Genomic DNA, 16,781 nt, shown 5'->3' with positions numbered 1-16,781 from the left:
GCGCCCTCCAGGCCTTCCGCCAACACGCCCACGCCGTAGCCGAGTTCACCGCGGCTCCTCGGGGCCAGGCGACCTTCGTTCAGATGACCTTCATGCGTACCAGCGCCCCGAGCGTCAACGCCCCCGGAACCAGCGGAAGCCACACGGTGATGATCCGGTACGCCAGCACCACGGCCGTCGCGATCGCCGCCGGACCGCCCGCCGCCACCAGCGCCACGACCAGCGCCGCCTCCACCGAGCCGATCCCGCCGGGTGTCGGCACCAGCGCGACGGCGACCGTAGCCGCGAGATATGCCACCGCGATGTGCAGCGGCGGCACCGGCAGCCCCAACGCCTGCCCCACCGCGGCCAGTCCGGCCGCCTGGAGCGCGGGGAAGGCGAGCGAACCGCCCCACAGGGCGAACGCCCGGGCGGGCCGGGTGTGCACCTCGCGCGCCTCGCAGAGCGCCGTGCGCAGGAACGAGGTCACGGTCGTACGCACCCGCCGTACGAACACGAGCACGCCCGCCGCCACGACCAGCACCAGGCCCAGGGCGGGCAGCAGCGCGCCGAGCGCGCCCTCGGGAAGGAGGGCTCCCAGGCTCAGCGCGTCGGGGAAGGCGATCAGCAGCGCGGCCAGCAGGCCCAGCCGGCCGATCGACTCCGCCAGCAGATACAGGGCGAGGGCGGCCGAGGAACGGGCGAGCGGGAGCCCGCACACCGTCATGAACCGGAGGTTGACCGCGCTGGCGCCCAGGCCTGTGGGCAGCAGGTGATTGGCCGCGCCGGCCGCGAACTGGGTTGCCAGCAGCCGCCGTTTGGGCAGGGCCTGCACGACCGCGCCCTGGCGGGTGCAGGCGGCGGCGACCCAGGTCAGACAGGTCGAGCAGACCGCGACCAGCAGCCAGGGCCACTCGGCGGACTCCAGATGGCCGAAACCCTCGGTGAGGACCGTGCGGTGCTGCACGGCGACCACCGTGACGAGCAGAAGCGGAAGCAGACACAGGATCTGACGGATCCTGCGGGCGGGGACGCGACGGGGGCTCACGTCCTCAGAGGTTCTCGGTGCCGTGCCAACCGCGGGTTGCGGAAGGGCGGCCGGGGGATTGCGTACGGTCATCGGATCCTTCGAGCGGGGAGAGGTGCTGGGGACGGACATCCTGGGGACGGACGTCCAGGGGGTGTTGACCTCAACAACGCTTGAGGTCGTACGTTCGCTCCCATGAGCATGGAAACCACAGCCTGGACACAGCTGCAGAGCGTGATGCACGCCGAGCAGGAGACGCGGCCCTTCGCCCGCACGACGCTACGCCGCATCGGCGCGTTCGCCCGACCGCACCGCACCCGCATCGCCCAGTTCGTGGCGCTCGGGGTGGCGACCGCGCTGCTCGCCGTCGCGACCCCGGTGCTCGCCGGGCATGTCGTGGACGCGATCGTGACGGGCGACGACGAGGGCACCGTCGTACGGCTCGCCCTGCTCATCGCGCTCATCGCGGTCGCCGAGGCGGCGCTGGGCATCCTCGGGCGACGGCTGTCGTCGACGCTCGGAGAGGGGCTCATCCTCGATCTGCGGACGGCTGTGTTCGATCATGTGCAGCGCATGCCGGTCGCGTTCTTCACACGGACACGTACGGGAGCGCTGGTCTCCCGACTCAACAACGACGTCATCGGTGCACAGCGAGCCTTCAGCAACACGCTCTCCGGAGTCGTCAGCAACCTCGTCACCCTGCTGCTCACCCTCGCCGTCATGCTCACCCTGTCCTGGCAGATCACCCTGCTCGCGCTGGTCCTGCTGCCGGTCTTCGTGATCCCGGCCCGCCGCATGGGGCGCCGGATGGCCCGGATGCAGCGGGAGGCGGCCGCGCTGAACGCGGCGATGGGCACCCGTATGACCGAGCGCTTCTCGGCGCCCGGCGCCACGCTGATCAAGCTGTTCGGCCGCCCCGAGCAGGAGTCCGAGGAGTTCGCGGCCCGCGCCCGCAGGGTCGCCGACATCGGTGTCCGCACGGCCACCGCGCAGTCGGTGTTCATCACCGCCCTCACCCTGGTCTCCGCCCTGGCGCTGGCCCTCGTCTACGGCCTCGGCGGCTGGTTCGCCCTGCGCGGCACCCTGGAGCCGGGCGCGGTCGTCTCCCTCGCCCTGCTGCTGACCCGGCTGTACGCCCCGCTCACCTCGCTCGCCGGAGCCCGCGTCGAGGTGATGAGCGCCCTGGTCAGCTTCGAGCGGGTCTTCGAGGTGCTCGACCTGAAGCCGCTGATCGAGGAGAAGCCGGACGCTCTCGACGCCCCCTACGGGCCCGTCGCGGTCGAGTTCGAGGACGTCCGCTTCGGCTACCCGTCCGCCGACAAGGTCTCCCTGGCCTCCCTGGAGGAGGTCGCCTCCCTCGACACCCGCGGCGGCGACGAGGTCCTCAAGGGCATCTCCTTCCGTGCCGAACCGGGCCAGACGATCGCGCTCGTCGGCTCCTCGGGCGCGGGCAAGTCGACGATCGCCGGACTGCTCCCGCGGCTGTACGACGTCGACGAGGGCGCCGTGCGGATCGGCGGCACCGACGTCCGCGACCTGACCGCGAGTTCGCTGCGCGCCACCCTCGGCATGGTCACCCAGGACGGCCACCTCTTCCACGACACGGTCCGCGCCAACCTGCTGCTGGCCCGCCCGGAGGCCACCGAGGACGAACTCCGCGACGCCCTGCGCCGCTCCCGCCTCGAGGCCCTCGTGGACTCCCTCCCCGACGGCCTCGACACCGTGGTCGGCGAGCGCGGCTACCGCCTGTCCGGCGGCGAACGACAGCGCATGACCATCGCCCGGCTGCTGCTGGCCCGCCAGCGCGTCGTCATCCTCGACGAGGCCACCGCCCACCTGGACAACACCTCGGAGGCAGCGGTCCAGGAGGCGCTGACCGAGGCGCTGGAAGGACGGACCGCCATCGTCATCGCCCACCGTCTGTCCACGGTCCGGGCGGCCGACCAGATCCTGGTGGTCGAGGGCGGGCGGATCGTCGAACGGGGCACGCACGAGGAGCTGTTGGCGGCCGGCCGGCGGTACGCCGAGCTGTACCGGACGCAGTTCGCGGAGCGGCCCGGCGACGTCACGGAGGTCGAGACGGCCGCATAGATCAGTCGCACGCAGCACGTCAACCCCGCAGGTTCACACAAAGACCGACAACATCATTGCCTCGCTCGGGCCGACAACCTAGTGTGCGTTCGGTTTCCCAACAGCACCGAACAGGATCTGACGCTCACTCAAGCAGTGCCCCCACACTGTCGTCCCGAGGAAGGCCACGGTCATGTCGCACTTTCCGGTGTCTCCCGTCAGCCGCCGCCGTCTGCTGGAGGGAGGTGCCGCCGTCCTCGGCGCGCTCGCCCTGCCCGGATCGATCACCGCGGCGCGAGCGGCCGACGCGGCGGCCACTCCCGAGTGGAACGGCAACATCGCCGTCTTCCGCCTGGGCTCCGAGCCGGCGCACACCACCCTCATGCCGTACGCGGACGTGAGACAGGCCCTGGCCGCGGACCGCACCCGCTCCCCGTACCGGCTGAGCCTCGACGGCAAGTGGAAGTTCGCGTACGCCGACCGCCCCGACGACCGCGACGCGGACTTCTACCGCACGGACGTCGACGACAGCGACTGGGACACCGTCCCCGTCCCCTCCGCCTGGCAACTGCACGGCTACGACCGCCCGATCTACGTCAACATCACCTACCCCTGGTGGGGCCCCAACGGCCTGGGCGAGGAGGCGCAGCCACCCGCCGCACCGACCCGCCGCAACCCCGTGGGCCAGTACCGCCGCACCTTCACGGTCCCACGCGACTGGAAGGGCCGGCGGACCTTCCTCCACTTCGAGGGGGTCAAGTCCGCCCACTACGTGTGGATCAACGGGGAGTTGGTCGGCTACCACGAGGACTCCTACGACCCCGCCGAGTACGACATCACCCCGCACCTGAAGCCGGGCACCAACCAGATCGCGGTCGAGGTCTACCGCTACTCCGACGGAGACTGGCTCGAGGACCAGGACATGATCCGGCTGAGCGGCATCTTCCGCTCGGTCTACCTGTACTCCACGCCCGCCGTGCACCTGCGCGACTTCAGGCTCGAAACTCCGCTGAGCGACGACTACAAGGCGGCCGAACTGTCGGTCACCGCGCGCGTGCGGGACTACGGCGGCCGGGGCGGCGGCCGGTACTCCGTCGAGACCCAGCTGTACGACCCGAACGGGCACCCGGTCTGGCCCAGACCGCTGCAGCAGGCCGTCGCGCTCGACTCCGGCAAGGAGGAGACCGTACAGGCCGCGAAGTCCGTGCCCCGGCCGCGGCTGTGGTCGGCCGAACGCCCCGACCTCTACACCGCCGTGCTCCGCCTGCGCGACCCGGCGGGCAAGGTGATCGAGACCCTCTCCCACCGCGTCGGCCTGCGCGAGTTCGCGCTCAAGGACGGCCTGATGCGCATCAACGGCAAGCCGGTCTCCTTCCGGGGCACCAACCGCCACGAGATGCACCCGGTGCGCGGCTCGGCCCTCACCCGCGCGGAGATGGTCGAGGACATCGAGATCATCAAGCGGCTGAACATCAACAGCGTCCGCACCTCGCACTACCCGAACAACCCGCAGTGGCTCGAACTCGCCGACGAGTACGGCCTGTACCTCGTCGACGAGACCGACCTCGAGACCCACGGCATCCGCGGCGAGTACCCCGGCAACCACGCCGCCTGGACCGAGGCCTGCGTGGACCGCGCCCGCAACATGGTCCACCGCGACAAGAACCACGCCTCGGTGGTGATCTGGTCGCTCGGCAACGAGGCGGGCGGCGGCAGCACCTTCAACGCCATGTACGACTGGATCACGTCGTACGACACCACCCGGGTCATCCAGTACGAGGGCGACGACCGCCCGGGCATGAGCGACATCCGCTCCGAGATGTACGACAGTCCCTCCCGCGTCGAGGCGCGTGCGAAGGACACGAACGACACCCGGCCGTACGTGATGATCGAGTACTCGCACGGCATGGGGAACTCCAACGGCAACTTCAAGAAGTACTGGGACATCGTCCGCCGCTACGACGTCCTCCAGGGCGGCTGGATCTGGGACTTCGTCGACCAGGCCCTCGAGTGGCCCACGCCCACGCGCAAGCGGTTCACCGAGTCCGGACCGGCCGCACTGCGCGGCGAGATCCAGGCCCCCGCCGGCACGTTCACCCGCGCCGAGGGCGTCTGTGGCGGCACCGTCTTCGCCCGCGACCCGGGCCTCGACCTCACCGGCTCCCTCACCCTGGAGGCCTGGGTCACCCCGCAGGTGACCGGCTACCACCAGCCGATCCTCGCCAAGGGCGACACCCAGTACGCCCTCAAGCAGACGGACAGGAACCTGGAGTTCTTCATCTACGGCGGCGGCCAGTGGGTCAGCGTGAGCTGGGCGCTGCCGGACGACTGGACCGGGCGCGAGCACCACATCGCGGGCGTCTTCGACGCGGACGCGGGCACCCTGACCCTCCATGTCGACGGCGAGACACGGGCCACCCGCACCACCACCCGGCGCCCCTCGAACAACACCGCGTCCCTGGCCCTGGCCACCGACGTCGACAACCCCACCCGGGAGTTCAGCGGCACCATCCGGCGGGCCCGGGTGTACGCCCGCGCGCTGAGCGCCGCCGACATCGCCGCCGCGGGCCGGGGACCCGGCGACGACGGCGTACGGTTCTGGTTCGACGCCGCCACCGTCGGCCTCACCGAGGAGCGGCCCCGGGACAGGACGTTCTACGCCTACGGCGGCGACTGGGCCGACAACCCCAACGACGGGGCCTTCTGCGGGGACGGCATCGTCACCGCCGACCGCGGACTCACCGGCAAGTCCGCCGAGGTCAAGCAGATCTACCAGGCGATCAACGCGGCCTGGGCGTCCGGTGGTCCGGGGGCGGTGACCCTCACCAACGAGTACCTCTTCACCAACCTCCGCGAGTTCGACGGACGGTGGGAGCTCGTCGCCGACGGAAAGGCGGTCCGGCGCGGAAAACTGAGCCGGGCCCAGCTGGACCTCGCGCCGCTGTCGAGCAAGGACATCACCGTGCCCTTCGAGGTGCCGGACGACCCGGCGCCAGGCGCGGAGTACTTCCTGCGGCTGTCCTTCACCACCAGGGAGACCACGAAGTGGGCCAAGGCCGGCTTCGAGGTGGCCGGGCAGCAACTCGCCGTCGACTCCGGCAGCCCCGCCGTGACACCGCTGCCACTGGCCCGCGTCCCCGCCCTGAGCCACAGGGACGCCGACGGGACGGTCACCGTCACGGGCAAGGGCTTCTCCGTCACCGTCGACAAGAAGACCGGCGTCATCACCTCCTACCGCGCCGGACGCGCCGAGCTGATCACCTCCGGCCCCGCCCCCAACTTCTGGCGGGCCCCCACCGACAACGACCACGGCAACGGCCAGCACACCCGCAACCAGACCTGGCGCGACGCCGGTACCGGCCGCAAGGTCACGGACGTCGGCGTCAGCACCCGGGGAGACAAGGCCGTCGTGATCAAGGTCGCCGGCACCCTGCCCACCACGACCGAGTCGACGTACACCACCACGTACACGGTCTTCGGGAACGGCGAGATCAAGGTCGACAACACCCTGCACCCGGGCGCCTCCTCGCTGCCGTACATCCCGGAGGTGGGCACCCTGCTGTTCCTGCCCGCCCGTCTGGAGAAGCTGCGCTACTACGGCCGCGGGCCCGAGGAGAACCACTGGGACCGCAACAACGCCACCGACGTGGGCCTGTACTCGGGGACCGTCACCGGCCAGCGGACCTCCTATCTGCGCCCCCAGGAGAGCGGCAACAAGACCGACGTCCGCTGGATCGCCCTCACCGGCGGCGACGGCCCCGGGCTGCTCGTCACCGGCGAACCGCTCCTGGAGGTCAACGCCTCCCACTTCACCCCGGAGGACCTCTCGGTCGGGGCCCGCCACGACTACCAGCTCACCCCGCGCAAGGAGGTCGTCCTGCGACTGAGCCACCACCAGATGGGCGTCGGCGGCGACAACAGCTGGGGCGCGCACACCCACGACGAGTACAAACTGTTCGCCGACCGCGACTACGCCTACACCTACCGGCTGCGGCCGCTGACGGACGTGGATGAGGCGATGGCGGCGTCACGGAGGCCCACCGGCCTGGAGTGAGGCGAACCACGACGTGGCGGGGGTCCCGGTGCGCGGCCGGGACCCGGCTCCCCGCACCGCCCCCGGCATGACAAGCTGTGCTTCCCCACCCCGAACCCAGGAGGTCACCATGACCGCAGAGCCCGCATCCCCGGAAGGTTCGGAGCCGGCTGCCGCCGAGTCGTCACCTCTGACGCCGGACAGTGACGGCAACTACGACCTCAAGGCCAAGTTCCGCGAAGCCCTGGCCCGCAAGCGCGGTGCCCAGGCGGACGCCGCCGATGTCGCCGCCAACACCGACGCGTCGAAGGTACGTGCCGCACACGGCCCGGCTTCGAGCCAGCGCTCGTTCCGGCGCAAGAGCGGCGGCTGAGCCGATCGGTCGACGTAGCTGACGGCCCGGTGCGACGTCGGCGCGCCCGGCTGTGCCGGCCGGCGTCACCACCGGGGCCGTCCGCGTCACTGATCACTCCGGGTGAAGGACCGCGGCGGATGACGGGTACGGAAGCGAGCCGGAAGGTCATCGAGCTGCTGCGTGCCAACGAGGACAGTGCGTCCTACGGCCCGGGGTGCTCTGCCGAGACCATCGCCCGGGCCGAGCGGGAGATGGGTCTCACCTTCCCGCCGTCGTACCGGCTGGAGCAGGAACTGATGGTGGTCCTGCTCGACGACGTGTGGCTGTTCGCCGTGCTCGACACGTCCCGGCCCGACGAGGAAGGCGAGTATCCCGTCTTCGCCTGGAACCCGGGGGTCCTCGACGGCGGCCTCATGGAGGAGATCGCGGACAGCTTCGGCGAGTTCGCGCTCGAGGAGTGTGAGCAGAAGCTGAGCTGATCCGTACGCGAAGGGATGTACGCTGCCGCCAACGCCCTTGACCTGCACAGCAGGCAGGGAGCAGACAAAACGGGAGCTTCCTCATGTTTCGTACCATGTTCAAGTCCAAGATCCACCGCGCCACCGTCACCCAGGCCGACCTGCACTACGTGGGATCGGTGACCATCGACGCGGGCCTCCTCGACGCCGCCGACCTGCTGCCCGGCGAGCTCGTGCACATCGTCGACATCACCAACGGTGCCCGCCTGGAGACGTACGTCATCGAGGGCGAGCGCGGCTCCGGAGTGATCGGTATCAACGGGGCCGCCGCACATCTCGTCCACCCCGGCGACCTGGTGATCATCATCAGTTACGCTCAAGTGACCGATGCCGAGGCGCGGGCGCTGGAGCCGAGGGTCGTGCACGTGGACCGCGACAACCGGATCGTGGCCCTGGGCGCGGACCCGTCGGAGCCGGTGCCGGGCTCCGACCAGGAGCGCAGCCCGCAGTCGGTACCGGTCTGATCCCTGTACGGCATTCGACCAGGAGCGTGCCCATGAGCGACATCGAGATCCGCGACGACCGCCCGGCGGGCCGCCTGGAGGCCCTCGGCGACGGTGAAGTCGTGGGCCGTATCGAGTACTTCGTCCTCGAATCGCCCGGGCGCGCCCTGGTCCCCGTCCACACGATCGTGGAACCGGCCCACGAGGGAAAGGGCATCGCGGGCTCCCTGGCCCGCGAGCTCTACGCCACCGCCGAGCGCGAGGGTGTCGTGGTGGCCCCGCTCTGCCCGTACGTCGTCAAGTGGGCCGAACGCCACCCCGAGGAGGCCCCGCCCGCCGACCCCGAGCTGCTCCGCGCGGCGAAGCGCTGGCTGGCGGCCCACCCCGGGCGCTTCTGACGCGGGCCATCCGGGTGACTGGTGCGGCGGACGCCGGGTACGCGGGGGAGTAGTCCAGAGCCGACGTCACCACTGGCTGGAGGACATGATGACCAACCCGTTCCCGGACCCCGTCCACCCGGGCCCGACCCCGGGCCCTCAACCGGACCCCCCACCGCAGCCGACCCCTCCGGCACCGGGCCCGGTCCCGACCCCTGACCCCACACCACCGTCCCCGGTCCCCCCGGGCCCGGAGCCGGTACCGAATCCCGAGCCGGGACCTCCGCTCTCGTAGAACACAAAAGGTGGGCGGCGTGAAAACGCCGCCCACCCGGGTGTGTCCACAGGGGCGAGGGGCTGTATCTGATGTGCGGCTCCGCCGCGTGGGCGCGAGCAGCCCCCCACCGGCCCGCACTCACCCCACTACGCGGACACCTCGGACCGGTCCCCGCCCCACAGCGTGTGGAACGACCCCTCCTGGTCCACCCTCCGATACGTGTGCGCCCCGAAGAAGTCCCGCTGCCCCTGCGTCAGCGCCGCGGGCAACCGCTCGGAACGCAGCCCGTCGTAGTACGCCAGCGCCGCCGAGAAGCCCGGTGTAGGCACGCCCTGCCGGGTCGCCGCGACGATCACCTCACGCCAGTCGTCCTGCGCGTCGGCGATCTCCCGGGCGAACGTCTCGTCGGACAGCAGACTCGGCAGATCGGCCCGCGTGTCGTACGCGGCCCGGATCCGGTCCAGGAACGCGGCGCGAATGATGCACCCACCGCGCCAGATGGCGGACACCGCACCGAGGTCGATGTCCCACGCGTACTCCTCGCGGGCGGCCGCGATCTCGTGGAAGCCCTGTGTGTACGACACGATCTTCGAGGCGTACAGGGCCTGCTCGACACGGTCGGCGAACGCGCCGGCCTCCGCCTCGCTCAGCGCGGTCGCCGTGGGCCCCGCCAGGCCCCGCGAGGCCTCCCGCAGTTCGGCGTGCCCGGAGAGCGACCGGGCGAAGACCGCCTCGGCGATGCCGGAGACCGGGACGCCGAGGTCGAGGGCGATCTGCACCGTCCACCGCCCGGTGCCCTTCTGCTCCGCCTGGTCCACGACCACGTCCACGAAGGGCTTGCCGGTCGCCGCGTCCACGTGGGACAGCACCTCGGCGGTGATCTCGATCAGGTAGGAGTCCAGCCGGCCCGTGTTCCAGGTCCGGAAGATGTCCGCGATCTGCGCGGGCGAGTACCCGGCGACATCGCGGAGCAGCTGGTACGCCTCGCCGATCAGCTGCATGTCGGCGTACTCGATGCCGTTGTGCACCATCTTCACGAAGTGCCCCGCGCCGTCCGGACCGACGTGCGTCACACACGGCGCACCGTCGACCGCCTTCGCGGAGATCTTCTCCAGCATGGGTCCGAGCGAGTCGTACGACTCCTTCGGGCCGCCCGGCATGATGCTCGGTCCGTTGAGCGCGCCCTCCTCGCCGCCGGAGACGCCCATGCCGACGAAGTGGATGCCCTGCTCGCGCAGCGCCTTCTCACGGCGGCGGGTGTCCGCGAAGTGCGCGTTGCCACCGTCGATGATCATGTCGCCGGGCTCCAGGAGCGGCGCGAACTCGTCGATCACCGCATCCGTCGGATCGCCGGCCTTCACCATGATGACCAGCCGGCGCGGCCGCTCCAGTGCCGCCACGAACTCCTTGGCGGTCTCCGCCGCGATGAAGTCGCCCTCGTCCCCGAACTCCTCGACCAGGGCGTGCGTACGCGCCGCCGTCCGGTTGTGCAACGCGACCGTGTAGCCGTTGCGCGCGAAGTTCCGGGCGAGATTGCGGCCCATGACCGCGAGTCCGGTGACGCCGATCTGGGCTGTATTGCTCATTCGGTTGGCTCCTAAAGGATCCGGTATCGGTGGTGCCGGTCGTGCACGTCAGTATCGCCCCACCGGCCATCCTGACGTGCCGCTGTGCCGAGCGCATGTCCGGGGTGCCGGGCGTGACGTACGCAGATACGGACGACGGCCCCGTCCGCCTCAGCCGTGGTGAAAGCGCGGCGCGTTCCTGGTCGTTCGCGGTGCAGGGCGGCTGATTGCCGTCTTGTCATGGCCTGTTCGGGGCGCTTACTTTTGGCCCTCCTGACGAATGTCGAGGGGGAGCTCCATGGCCGTACGCGGCCGGCACCGCCGGTATCAGCCGAACAGGATCAACCGCGCCTCACTCACCGTCACGGCGGGCGGTGCCGGAATGGCGATGCCGCTCATCGGCGCCGGCACGGCCCAGGCGGCCGACGTGGACACCTGGAACAAGGTCGCCGCGTGCGAGTCGACGAACAACTGGAGCATCAACACCGGCAACGGGTACTACGGCGGACTGCAGTTCGCCCAGTCCACCTGGGAGGCATTCGGTGGCACGCGGTACGCGCCGCGGGCCGATCTCGCCACCAAGGACGAACAGATCGCCGTGGCGGAGAAGGTGCTGGACGGGCAGGGGCCGGGAGCCTGGCCGGCGTGCTCGGTCGAGGCCGGACTCACCCGCGGCGGCGACACCCCGGACATCCACCCCGCCGGGTCCGTCAAGAGCTCCGTCCAGGACGTACAGCCGCAGACCACGCCCCAGTCCCGGGCCGGGACGGCCGAGATGTACACCGTGGTCCACGGCGACAGCCTCTCCGGCATCGCCGAGCGGGAGGACGTCAAGGGCGGCTGGCAGCGGCTCTACGCCGCGAACCGGAAGGCCATCGGAGCCGATCCCGACCTCATCCTGCCGGGGCAGCGGCTCAGTCTGCGGGGCAAGGCGGTCACGACGACCACCCAGACGTCCTCCAAGTCCACGTCGGAGAAGTCCGGTTCGGACACCGAGGAGACGCGGGAGACGAGTCGTTCCCTCGTCGCGCCGGTCGACGCCCCCACCGGAACGCCGTACCACAAGGCGGGTTCTTCCTGGTCGAAGGGCTATCACACCGGCGTCGACTTCGCGGTTGCCACCGGTACCTCCGTGAAGGCGGTCGCGGCGGGGCGGGTGGTCAGTTCCGGGTGGGCCGGTTCGTTCGGCTACCAGGTGGTGATCCGGCACGGGGACGGCAGGTACACCCAGTACGCGCATCTGTCGGCGATCTCCGTGAAGAGCGGACAGGGTGTCGGCGCCGGCCAGCGGATCGGCCGCTCCGGGTCCACGGGCAACAGCACCGGCCCGCATCTGCACTTCGAAGTGCGGACGGGGCCGGGCTTCGGCACGGACATCGATCCGGTCGCGTATCTGCGGACGGGCGGTGTCAGGCTCTGAGGTCTGTCGGGGACGCGGTCGCGTGCGGTCAGGATTTGACACGCATGCGATGGCGGCTCGGGACCGGCATCGGGACGTACGACGCGCCGTAGAGCGGGCCGTAGAGGAAGAGCGGGGCGTCGTCGGGGTCCTGCGGCGCGAGGTCCTGGACCGACTCCGGGACCAGGACCTCCTCCCGGACCGCCGACTGCTCGGGGAGGCAGGCGAGGAGCTGCTCGGCGGTGACGGGCTCGGCCAGGCCGGCCAGCAGCTTCTGGGCGGAGACGGCCTCCGGCACGCTCACCCTGGCGGTCGGCACGCTCACCCTCGCGGCGGGCTCGGGCAGCGCCGCGGCGGGCTCGGGCAGTGCCGGCGTCTCGGTGCGTGCGAGCCGTTCGGTCGTCAGCAGGATCAGACCGCCCGCCGTCACCACGGCGCAGCCCAGGGCGAGCACGGTGCCCGTGGTGCCGTAGCGGAACGTCTCACCGAACATCGTGATGCCGACCGCGGCGGCGGCCACCGGGTTCACGACCGTGAGGGTCGCCAGCGGGGCCGCGAGACCGGCACCGCGGTAGGAGGCCTGGGAGAGCAGCACACCGGCCGTGGCCAGGACGCCGATCACGGCCAGGGAGGGCACGTCCGCCGTGGACACACCGCCGGTCCAGTCGACCGCGACGGTCTTGGTGAAGACCGAGGACATGCCGAACGCGATGCCGGACGCGGTGGCGAGCAGGATGCTGCGCACCGCCGGATGCCGGTGGGCCGCCCGGCCCGCGATCATCAGCGCGACGACGGCGAGACCGGTGGCCGTGGCGACCGCCACCCGCTGCGTCGTGCCCAGCGACTGTGCGTCGGACGTGCCGACCAGGGAGAGCAGACCGGCCAGACCCACGGTCGACATGATCGCGCCGCGCCAGGCCGTCGCCCCGGCCTTGCGGCGCACGAACAGCGCCGCCATGGGCAGGGCGAACACGATGGTCAGGGCGCCCAGCGGCTGCACCAGGCTCAGCGGTCCGTACGCCAGCGCCACCACGTGCAGCAGTCCGCCCAGACCGTTCAGCGCGACCGCCGCCCACCAGCTCGCCCGCCGCAGGGGCGCGAACTGCTGCTCGGGGGAGGACACCGCGACCTGCTCCTGGACGATCGCCCCACCGGCGTACGCGACGGCGGAAACGAGCGACAGGACCACGGACAACGCGAGGGCGCTCATGAGCTGCTCCTCTGCGAGAGGCGGGGGCGATGGCCCCGGCGCGGCGAACGGTCGGCTTCCATGTGCAACACGATGCCGCGAAAAGCCATTCCCGTCGTCGTACCTGAGCAGGCAATGGGTCCTACTGCCGATGGAGTACTACGGAGGGCGTGTCCTCCCCAAGGTGGGTGACACCACGCAGAGCCCCGCTGGGGGCACCCCCTAGGGGCCTTGGTACTACTGCTCTTCGTGGACCTCGACGCCGATCTCGCCGCGCTCCGCCCGCTCGGCGGCTTCTTTCCCCTACGCACGGGTGCAGCGCCGCGTTCAACACTGCCGACGCTAGCTCAGACGTACGAAGATGGAAAGTGTGATGTTTACGGAAATTCCATGACTTTCCGTATCCAAAAGGTCTCCGACCTGCTGAGCGCCCCCGAGTCGCGCGTCGCCGCCTCGCTCGCCCACCAGGGACTCGCGTCCCGGCTGTGGTCGGCGGCGCTCGGCTGTGCCGTCCTGTACGGCCGCATTCCCGACCTGGACGCCCGGCTCGTGCGCTGGGACGCCGACGGCAGCGCCCCCGACGACCTGTGGCTCTGCGAGGTCCGCCCGCTGCCCGGGGACGCCGCGAGCCTCGCGGACGCCGTCCTCGTGGGCCACCTCGAACCGCTGGCGGAGGCGCTGCGCACCCGGCACGGGGTCGCGGCCGGTCTGCTGCGCGGCAACGCGGCCTCCGCGCTGGCCGGCGCCGCCCGGCAGCTGGCGGGATGGGCGCGGGCGAACGGCCGTCCCGAAGCCGTCGCCCGCACCCGCGCCCTGCTCGCGGAACTCCTCACCCACCCCGGTCTCGCCGGAACGCTCGACGCGGGCACCCTCCGGCGGCGCAGCTGCTGCCTCTACTACCGCGTGCCCGGCGGGGGCGTCTGCGGGGACTGTTGCTTCACACGGCCCCCGCGGTCTTCCCCGGGCGCCGCATCTGGGTGACCATGAAGAGCAATCAGCCGCTGAGATCAGGGGGTTCCGGGTGCGAGTGGGACTGCTGACCCGGGAGTACCCGCCGGATGTGTACGGCGGCGCGGGCGTCCATGTCGAGTTCCTCGCCCGGGAGTTGAGCTCCCTGATCGACCTCGACGTGCACTGCTGGGGCGAGGGCCGCGCGGAGGGCGTCGCACGCCATCGCCCCTGGCCCGTCCTGGACACCGCCAACGACGCACTGCGCACCTTCTCCGTGGACCTCGCGATGACCGCGGGCCTCGAAGGCCGCGAACTCGTCCACTCGCACACCTGGTACGCCAACCTCGCCGGCCACCTCGGCAAGCTGCTGTACGGCATCCCGCACGTGATGACCGCCCACTCACTGGAGCCGCTGCGCCCCTGGAAGGCCGAGCAGCTCGGCGGCGGGTACGCCCTGTCGAGCTGGGCCGAGCGCACCGCGATCGAGTCCGCCGACGCGGTGATCGCCGTGTCGGGAGCGATGCGCGAGGACATCCTCGCCTGCTACCCGGCCCTGGACCCGGCCCGGGTGCACGTCGTGCACAACGGCATCGACACCGCGCTCTACCGGCCCGACCACGGCACCGAGGCCCTCACCCGCATCGGCGTCGACCCGGACCGTCCCTTCGTGCTCTTCGTCGGCCGCATCACCCGGCAGAAGGGCGTGCCCCATCTGCTGCGCGCGGTACGGGACATCGATCCGGCCGCTCAGGTCGTGCTGTGCGCCGGGGCGCCCGACACCCCGGAGATCGACCGCGAGTTCCGCGAGCTGTTCCAGGAGCTGAGCAGCGTCCGCGAGGGCGTCCACTGGATCCCGCAGATGCTGCCGCGTCCGGATGTGATCCAACTCCTCACACACGCCGCCGTGTTCGTCTGCCCTTCGGTGTACGAACCTCTCGGTATCGTCAACCTGGAGGCCATGGCGTGCGGAACCCCCGTGGTGGCCTCGCAGATCGGTGGCATCCCGGAGGTCGTCGAGGACGGCAAGACCGGTGTGCTCGTCCGGGTGGACGACGATTTCGAGCCCGCGCTGGCACGTGCGCTGGACTCGGTCCTCGGTGATCCGGAGGGCGCCCGGCGGATGGGCGAGGCGGGGCGGGAGCGCGCCGTGGGCGAGTTCGGCTGGGACGCGGTGGCGCGGCGGACGGTGCGGCTCTATGAGGAGATCCTCAAACAGGCGTACTAGAGGCCGGTCCAGGGCAGGCATGGGTCAATCAGGGTGAGGGGAGCGGCCATGCGTCGTGGCGGACCTTCGGTGCTCGGCATCGTATTGGCGGGCGGAGAAGGCAAACGCCTGATGCCCCTGACCGCGGACCGCGCGAAACCAGCGGTCACTTTCGGAGGAACGTATCGCCTGGTCGATTTCGTCCTCTCCAACCTCGTGAACGGCGACATCCTGCGCATCTGTGTCCTGACGCAGTACAAGTCGCACTCGCTGGACCGGCACATCACCACGACCTGGCGGATGTCGAGCCTGCTCGGCAACTACGTCACCCCGGTCCCGGCCCAGCAGCGGCTCGGCCCGCGCTGGTACCTGGGCAGCGCCGACGCCATCCTGCAGTCGCTGAACCTCGTGCATGACGAGGAGCCCGAGTACGTCGTGGTGTTCGGCGCGGACCATGTGTACCGGATGGACCCGCGGCAGATGCTCACCCAGCACATCGAGAGCGGGGCGGGCGTGACGGTGGCCGGCATCCGGGTGCCGCGCTCGGAGTCCTCGCAGTTCGGTGTGATCACGCCGGGGTCGGACGGGCTGACCGTGGAGCGCTTCCTGGAGAAGCCCGCCGACCCGCCCGGTCTCGCGGACGACCCGGAGTGCGTCTTCGCCTCGATGGGCAACTACATCTTCACCACCAAGGCCCTGATAGAGGCGCTGCAGCGGGACGCCGAGGACGAGAACTCGGTGCACGACATGGGCGGCTCGATCCTGCCCCAGCTCACCGACCGGGGTGAGGCACAGCTGTACGACTTCAGCCTGAACCATGTGCCCGGTGAGACGACCCGCGACCAGGGCTACTGGCGTGATGTCGGCACCCTGGACGCCTACTACGACGCCCATATGGACCTCATCGCCGAGCGCCCCGCGTTCAACCTCTACAACCGGCAGTGGCCCATCTACACCCACTCAGGCCAGCTCTCGCCGGCCCGGTTCAACGCGGGCGGCATGGCCAGCGAGTCGATCATCAGTGCGGGCTGCCTGATCCGCGGTCAGGTCACGCGGTCGATTCTGTCGCCGGGCGTCAGGGTGGACCCGGGGGCGGTGGTCCAGGGCTCGATCCTGCACGACAACGTCCACATAGGCCGGGGCGCGGTGGTGCGCGGTGCCGTCCTCGACAAGAACGTCGAGGTGCCGCCGGGTGCGACGATCGGGGTGAATCCGGGGCGGGACGCGGAGCTCTACACCGTCTCCAAGGGGGGCGTGATCGCGCTCGGGAAGGGCCAGCAGGTGCCCTGAGACACAGTGAAGGGCGCCCTGTGGCTGCTGGGGCGCCCATGGCTGGACTTAATCTGCTGTTAACTGTGCGTAGCTCGATCGTACTTGACCGTAATCGCGTGTGG

General features: G+C 70.8%; 13 protein-coding genes. 10 read left to right on the top strand and 3 right to left on the bottom strand.

The genetic code is table 11. The annotated features are described in order from the left end of the window. Window positions 1-79: 79 nt before the first annotated feature. Window positions 80-1,099, bottom strand: coding sequence for a lysylphosphatidylglycerol synthase transmembrane domain-containing protein (locus QF037_RS08125; protein ID WP_444972112.1), 1,020 nt, complete (start codon window positions 1,097-1,099; stop codon window positions 80-82). 108 nt (window positions 1,100-1,207) lie between these two features. Between QF037_RS08125 and QF037_RS08120 the strand changes: the two genes are divergently transcribed. The 6 genes from QF037_RS08120 to QF037_RS08095 all read left to right on the top strand — a co-directional run bounded on the left by QF037_RS08120 (window position 1,208) and on the right by QF037_RS08095 (window position 8,823). Then, on the top strand, window positions 1,208-3,097 hold the full coding sequence (locus tag QF037_RS08120; protein WP_307037045.1) for an ABC transporter ATP-binding protein: 1,890 nt from the start codon (window positions 1,208-1,210) through the stop codon (window positions 3,095-3,097). A gap of 172 nt (window positions 3,098-3,269) precedes the next feature. Next, window positions 3,270-7,130 (top strand): glycoside hydrolase family 2 TIM barrel-domain containing protein, encoded by a 3,861-nt coding sequence (locus tag QF037_RS08115; RefSeq protein WP_307023309.1) that lies wholly within the window; start codon window positions 3,270-3,272, stop codon window positions 7,128-7,130. Window positions 7,131-7,239: 109 nt separating this feature from the next. Beyond that, window positions 7,240-7,482, top strand: a complete 243-nt coding sequence (locus QF037_RS08110; protein ID WP_307023307.1) for a DUF5302 domain-containing protein — start codon at window positions 7,240-7,242, stop codon at window positions 7,480-7,482. A gap of 119 nt (window positions 7,483-7,601) precedes the next feature. Further along, window positions 7,602-7,943 carry a hypothetical protein gene (locus QF037_RS08105; RefSeq protein ID WP_307023305.1) on the top strand — a complete coding sequence of 114 codons (342 nt, stop codon included), beginning with the start codon at window positions 7,602-7,604 and terminating at the stop codon, window positions 7,941-7,943. Between the two features lie 83 nt (window positions 7,944-8,026). Next, on the top strand, window positions 8,027-8,446 hold the full coding sequence (gene panD, locus QF037_RS08100) for an aspartate 1-decarboxylase (RefSeq protein WP_307023302.1): 420 nt from the start codon (window positions 8,027-8,029) through the stop codon (window positions 8,444-8,446). A gap of 32 nt (window positions 8,447-8,478) precedes the next feature. Further along, window positions 8,479-8,823 (top strand): GNAT family N-acetyltransferase, encoded by a 345-nt coding sequence (locus tag QF037_RS08095; protein ID WP_307023300.1) that lies wholly within the window; start codon window positions 8,479-8,481, stop codon window positions 8,821-8,823. A gap of 402 nt (window positions 8,824-9,225) precedes the next feature. Here the strand turns inward: QF037_RS08095 and gndA are convergent, their stop codons facing one another. After that, entirely contained in the window at window positions 9,226-10,665 is a 1,440-nt protein-coding gene (gndA, locus tag QF037_RS08090; protein ID WP_307023298.1) for an NADP-dependent phosphogluconate dehydrogenase, read from the bottom strand. 277 nt (window positions 10,666-10,942) lie between these two features. Between gndA and QF037_RS08085 the strand changes: the two genes are divergently transcribed. Then, the gene (locus QF037_RS08085; RefSeq protein WP_307023296.1) at window positions 10,943-12,064 is read left to right on the top strand and encodes a transglycosylase family protein; all 1,122 of its coding nucleotides are present in this window, start codon (window positions 10,943-10,945) and stop codon (window positions 12,062-12,064) included. Between the two features lie 28 nt (window positions 12,065-12,092). On the opposite strand, the gene QF037_RS08080 is transcribed toward QF037_RS08085, so the two are convergent. Further along, window positions 12,093-13,253, bottom strand: coding sequence for a DMT family transporter (locus QF037_RS08080; RefSeq protein WP_307023294.1), 1,161 nt, complete (start codon window positions 13,251-13,253; stop codon window positions 12,093-12,095). A 210-nt stretch (window positions 13,254-13,463) separates the two neighbouring features. On the opposite strand from QF037_RS08080, the gene QF037_RS08075 reads away from it, so the two are divergent. From QF037_RS08075 to glgC, 3 genes are read left to right on the top strand one after another with little or no spacing between them, the layout of a single operon-like run. Then, complete coding sequence (locus QF037_RS08075) at window positions 13,464-14,213, top strand: (2Fe-2S)-binding protein (RefSeq protein ID WP_307023292.1); 750 nt, start codon at window positions 13,464-13,466, stop codon at window positions 14,211-14,213. A gap of 40 nt (window positions 14,214-14,253) precedes the next feature. After that, window positions 14,254-15,408, top strand: coding sequence for a glycogen synthase (gene glgA / locus QF037_RS08070; RefSeq protein WP_307023291.1), 1,155 nt, complete (start codon window positions 14,254-14,256; stop codon window positions 15,406-15,408). A 48-nt stretch (window positions 15,409-15,456) separates the two neighbouring features. Continuing rightward, a complete protein-coding gene (gene glgC, locus QF037_RS08065; RefSeq protein WP_307023289.1) occupies window positions 15,457-16,677 on the top strand; it encodes a glucose-1-phosphate adenylyltransferase in 1,221 nt (406 codons plus the stop codon). Window positions 16,678-16,781: the final 104 nt, after the last annotated feature.

This window comes from Streptomyces canus, from assembly GCF_030815415.1.
GTDB classification, from domain to species: Bacteria; Actinomycetota; Actinomycetes; order Streptomycetales; family Streptomycetaceae; genus Streptomyces; species Streptomyces canus_F.
The sequence above is the reverse complement of the archived record's forward strand: the minus strand, read 5'-3'. Positions and strand labels throughout refer to the sequence as shown.

Coding starts and splice junctions, on each gene's coding strand:
- QF037_RS08125 (WP_444972112.1), bottom strand. CDS start 1,099: ATGACCGTACGCAATCCCCCGGCCGCCCTTCCGCAACCCGCGGTTGGC.
- QF037_RS08120 (WP_307037045.1), top strand. CDS start 1,208: ATGGAAACCACAGCCTGGACACAGCTGCAGAGCGTGATGCACGCCGAG.
- QF037_RS08115 (WP_307023309.1), top strand. CDS start 3,270: ATGTCGCACTTTCCGGTGTCTCCCGTCAGCCGCCGCCGTCTGCTGGAG.
- QF037_RS08110 (WP_307023307.1), top strand. CDS start 7,240: ATGACCGCAGAGCCCGCATCCCCGGAAGGTTCGGAGCCGGCTGCCGCC.
- QF037_RS08105 (WP_307023305.1), top strand. CDS start 7,602: ATGACGGGTACGGAAGCGAGCCGGAAGGTCATCGAGCTGCTGCGTGCC.
- panD (WP_307023302.1), top strand. CDS start 8,027: ATGTTTCGTACCATGTTCAAGTCCAAGATCCACCGCGCCACCGTCACC.
- QF037_RS08095 (WP_307023300.1), top strand. CDS start 8,479: ATGAGCGACATCGAGATCCGCGACGACCGCCCGGCGGGCCGCCTGGAG.
- gndA (WP_307023298.1), bottom strand. CDS start 10,665: ATGAGCAATACAGCCCAGATCGGCGTCACCGGACTCGCGGTCATGGGC.
- QF037_RS08085 (WP_307023296.1), top strand. CDS start 10,943: ATGGCCGTACGCGGCCGGCACCGCCGGTATCAGCCGAACAGGATCAAC.
- QF037_RS08080 (WP_307023294.1), bottom strand. CDS start 13,253: ATGAGCGCCCTCGCGTTGTCCGTGGTCCTGTCGCTCGTTTCCGCCGTC.
- glgC (WP_307023289.1), top strand. CDS start 15,457: ATGCGTCGTGGCGGACCTTCGGTGCTCGGCATCGTATTGGCGGGCGGA.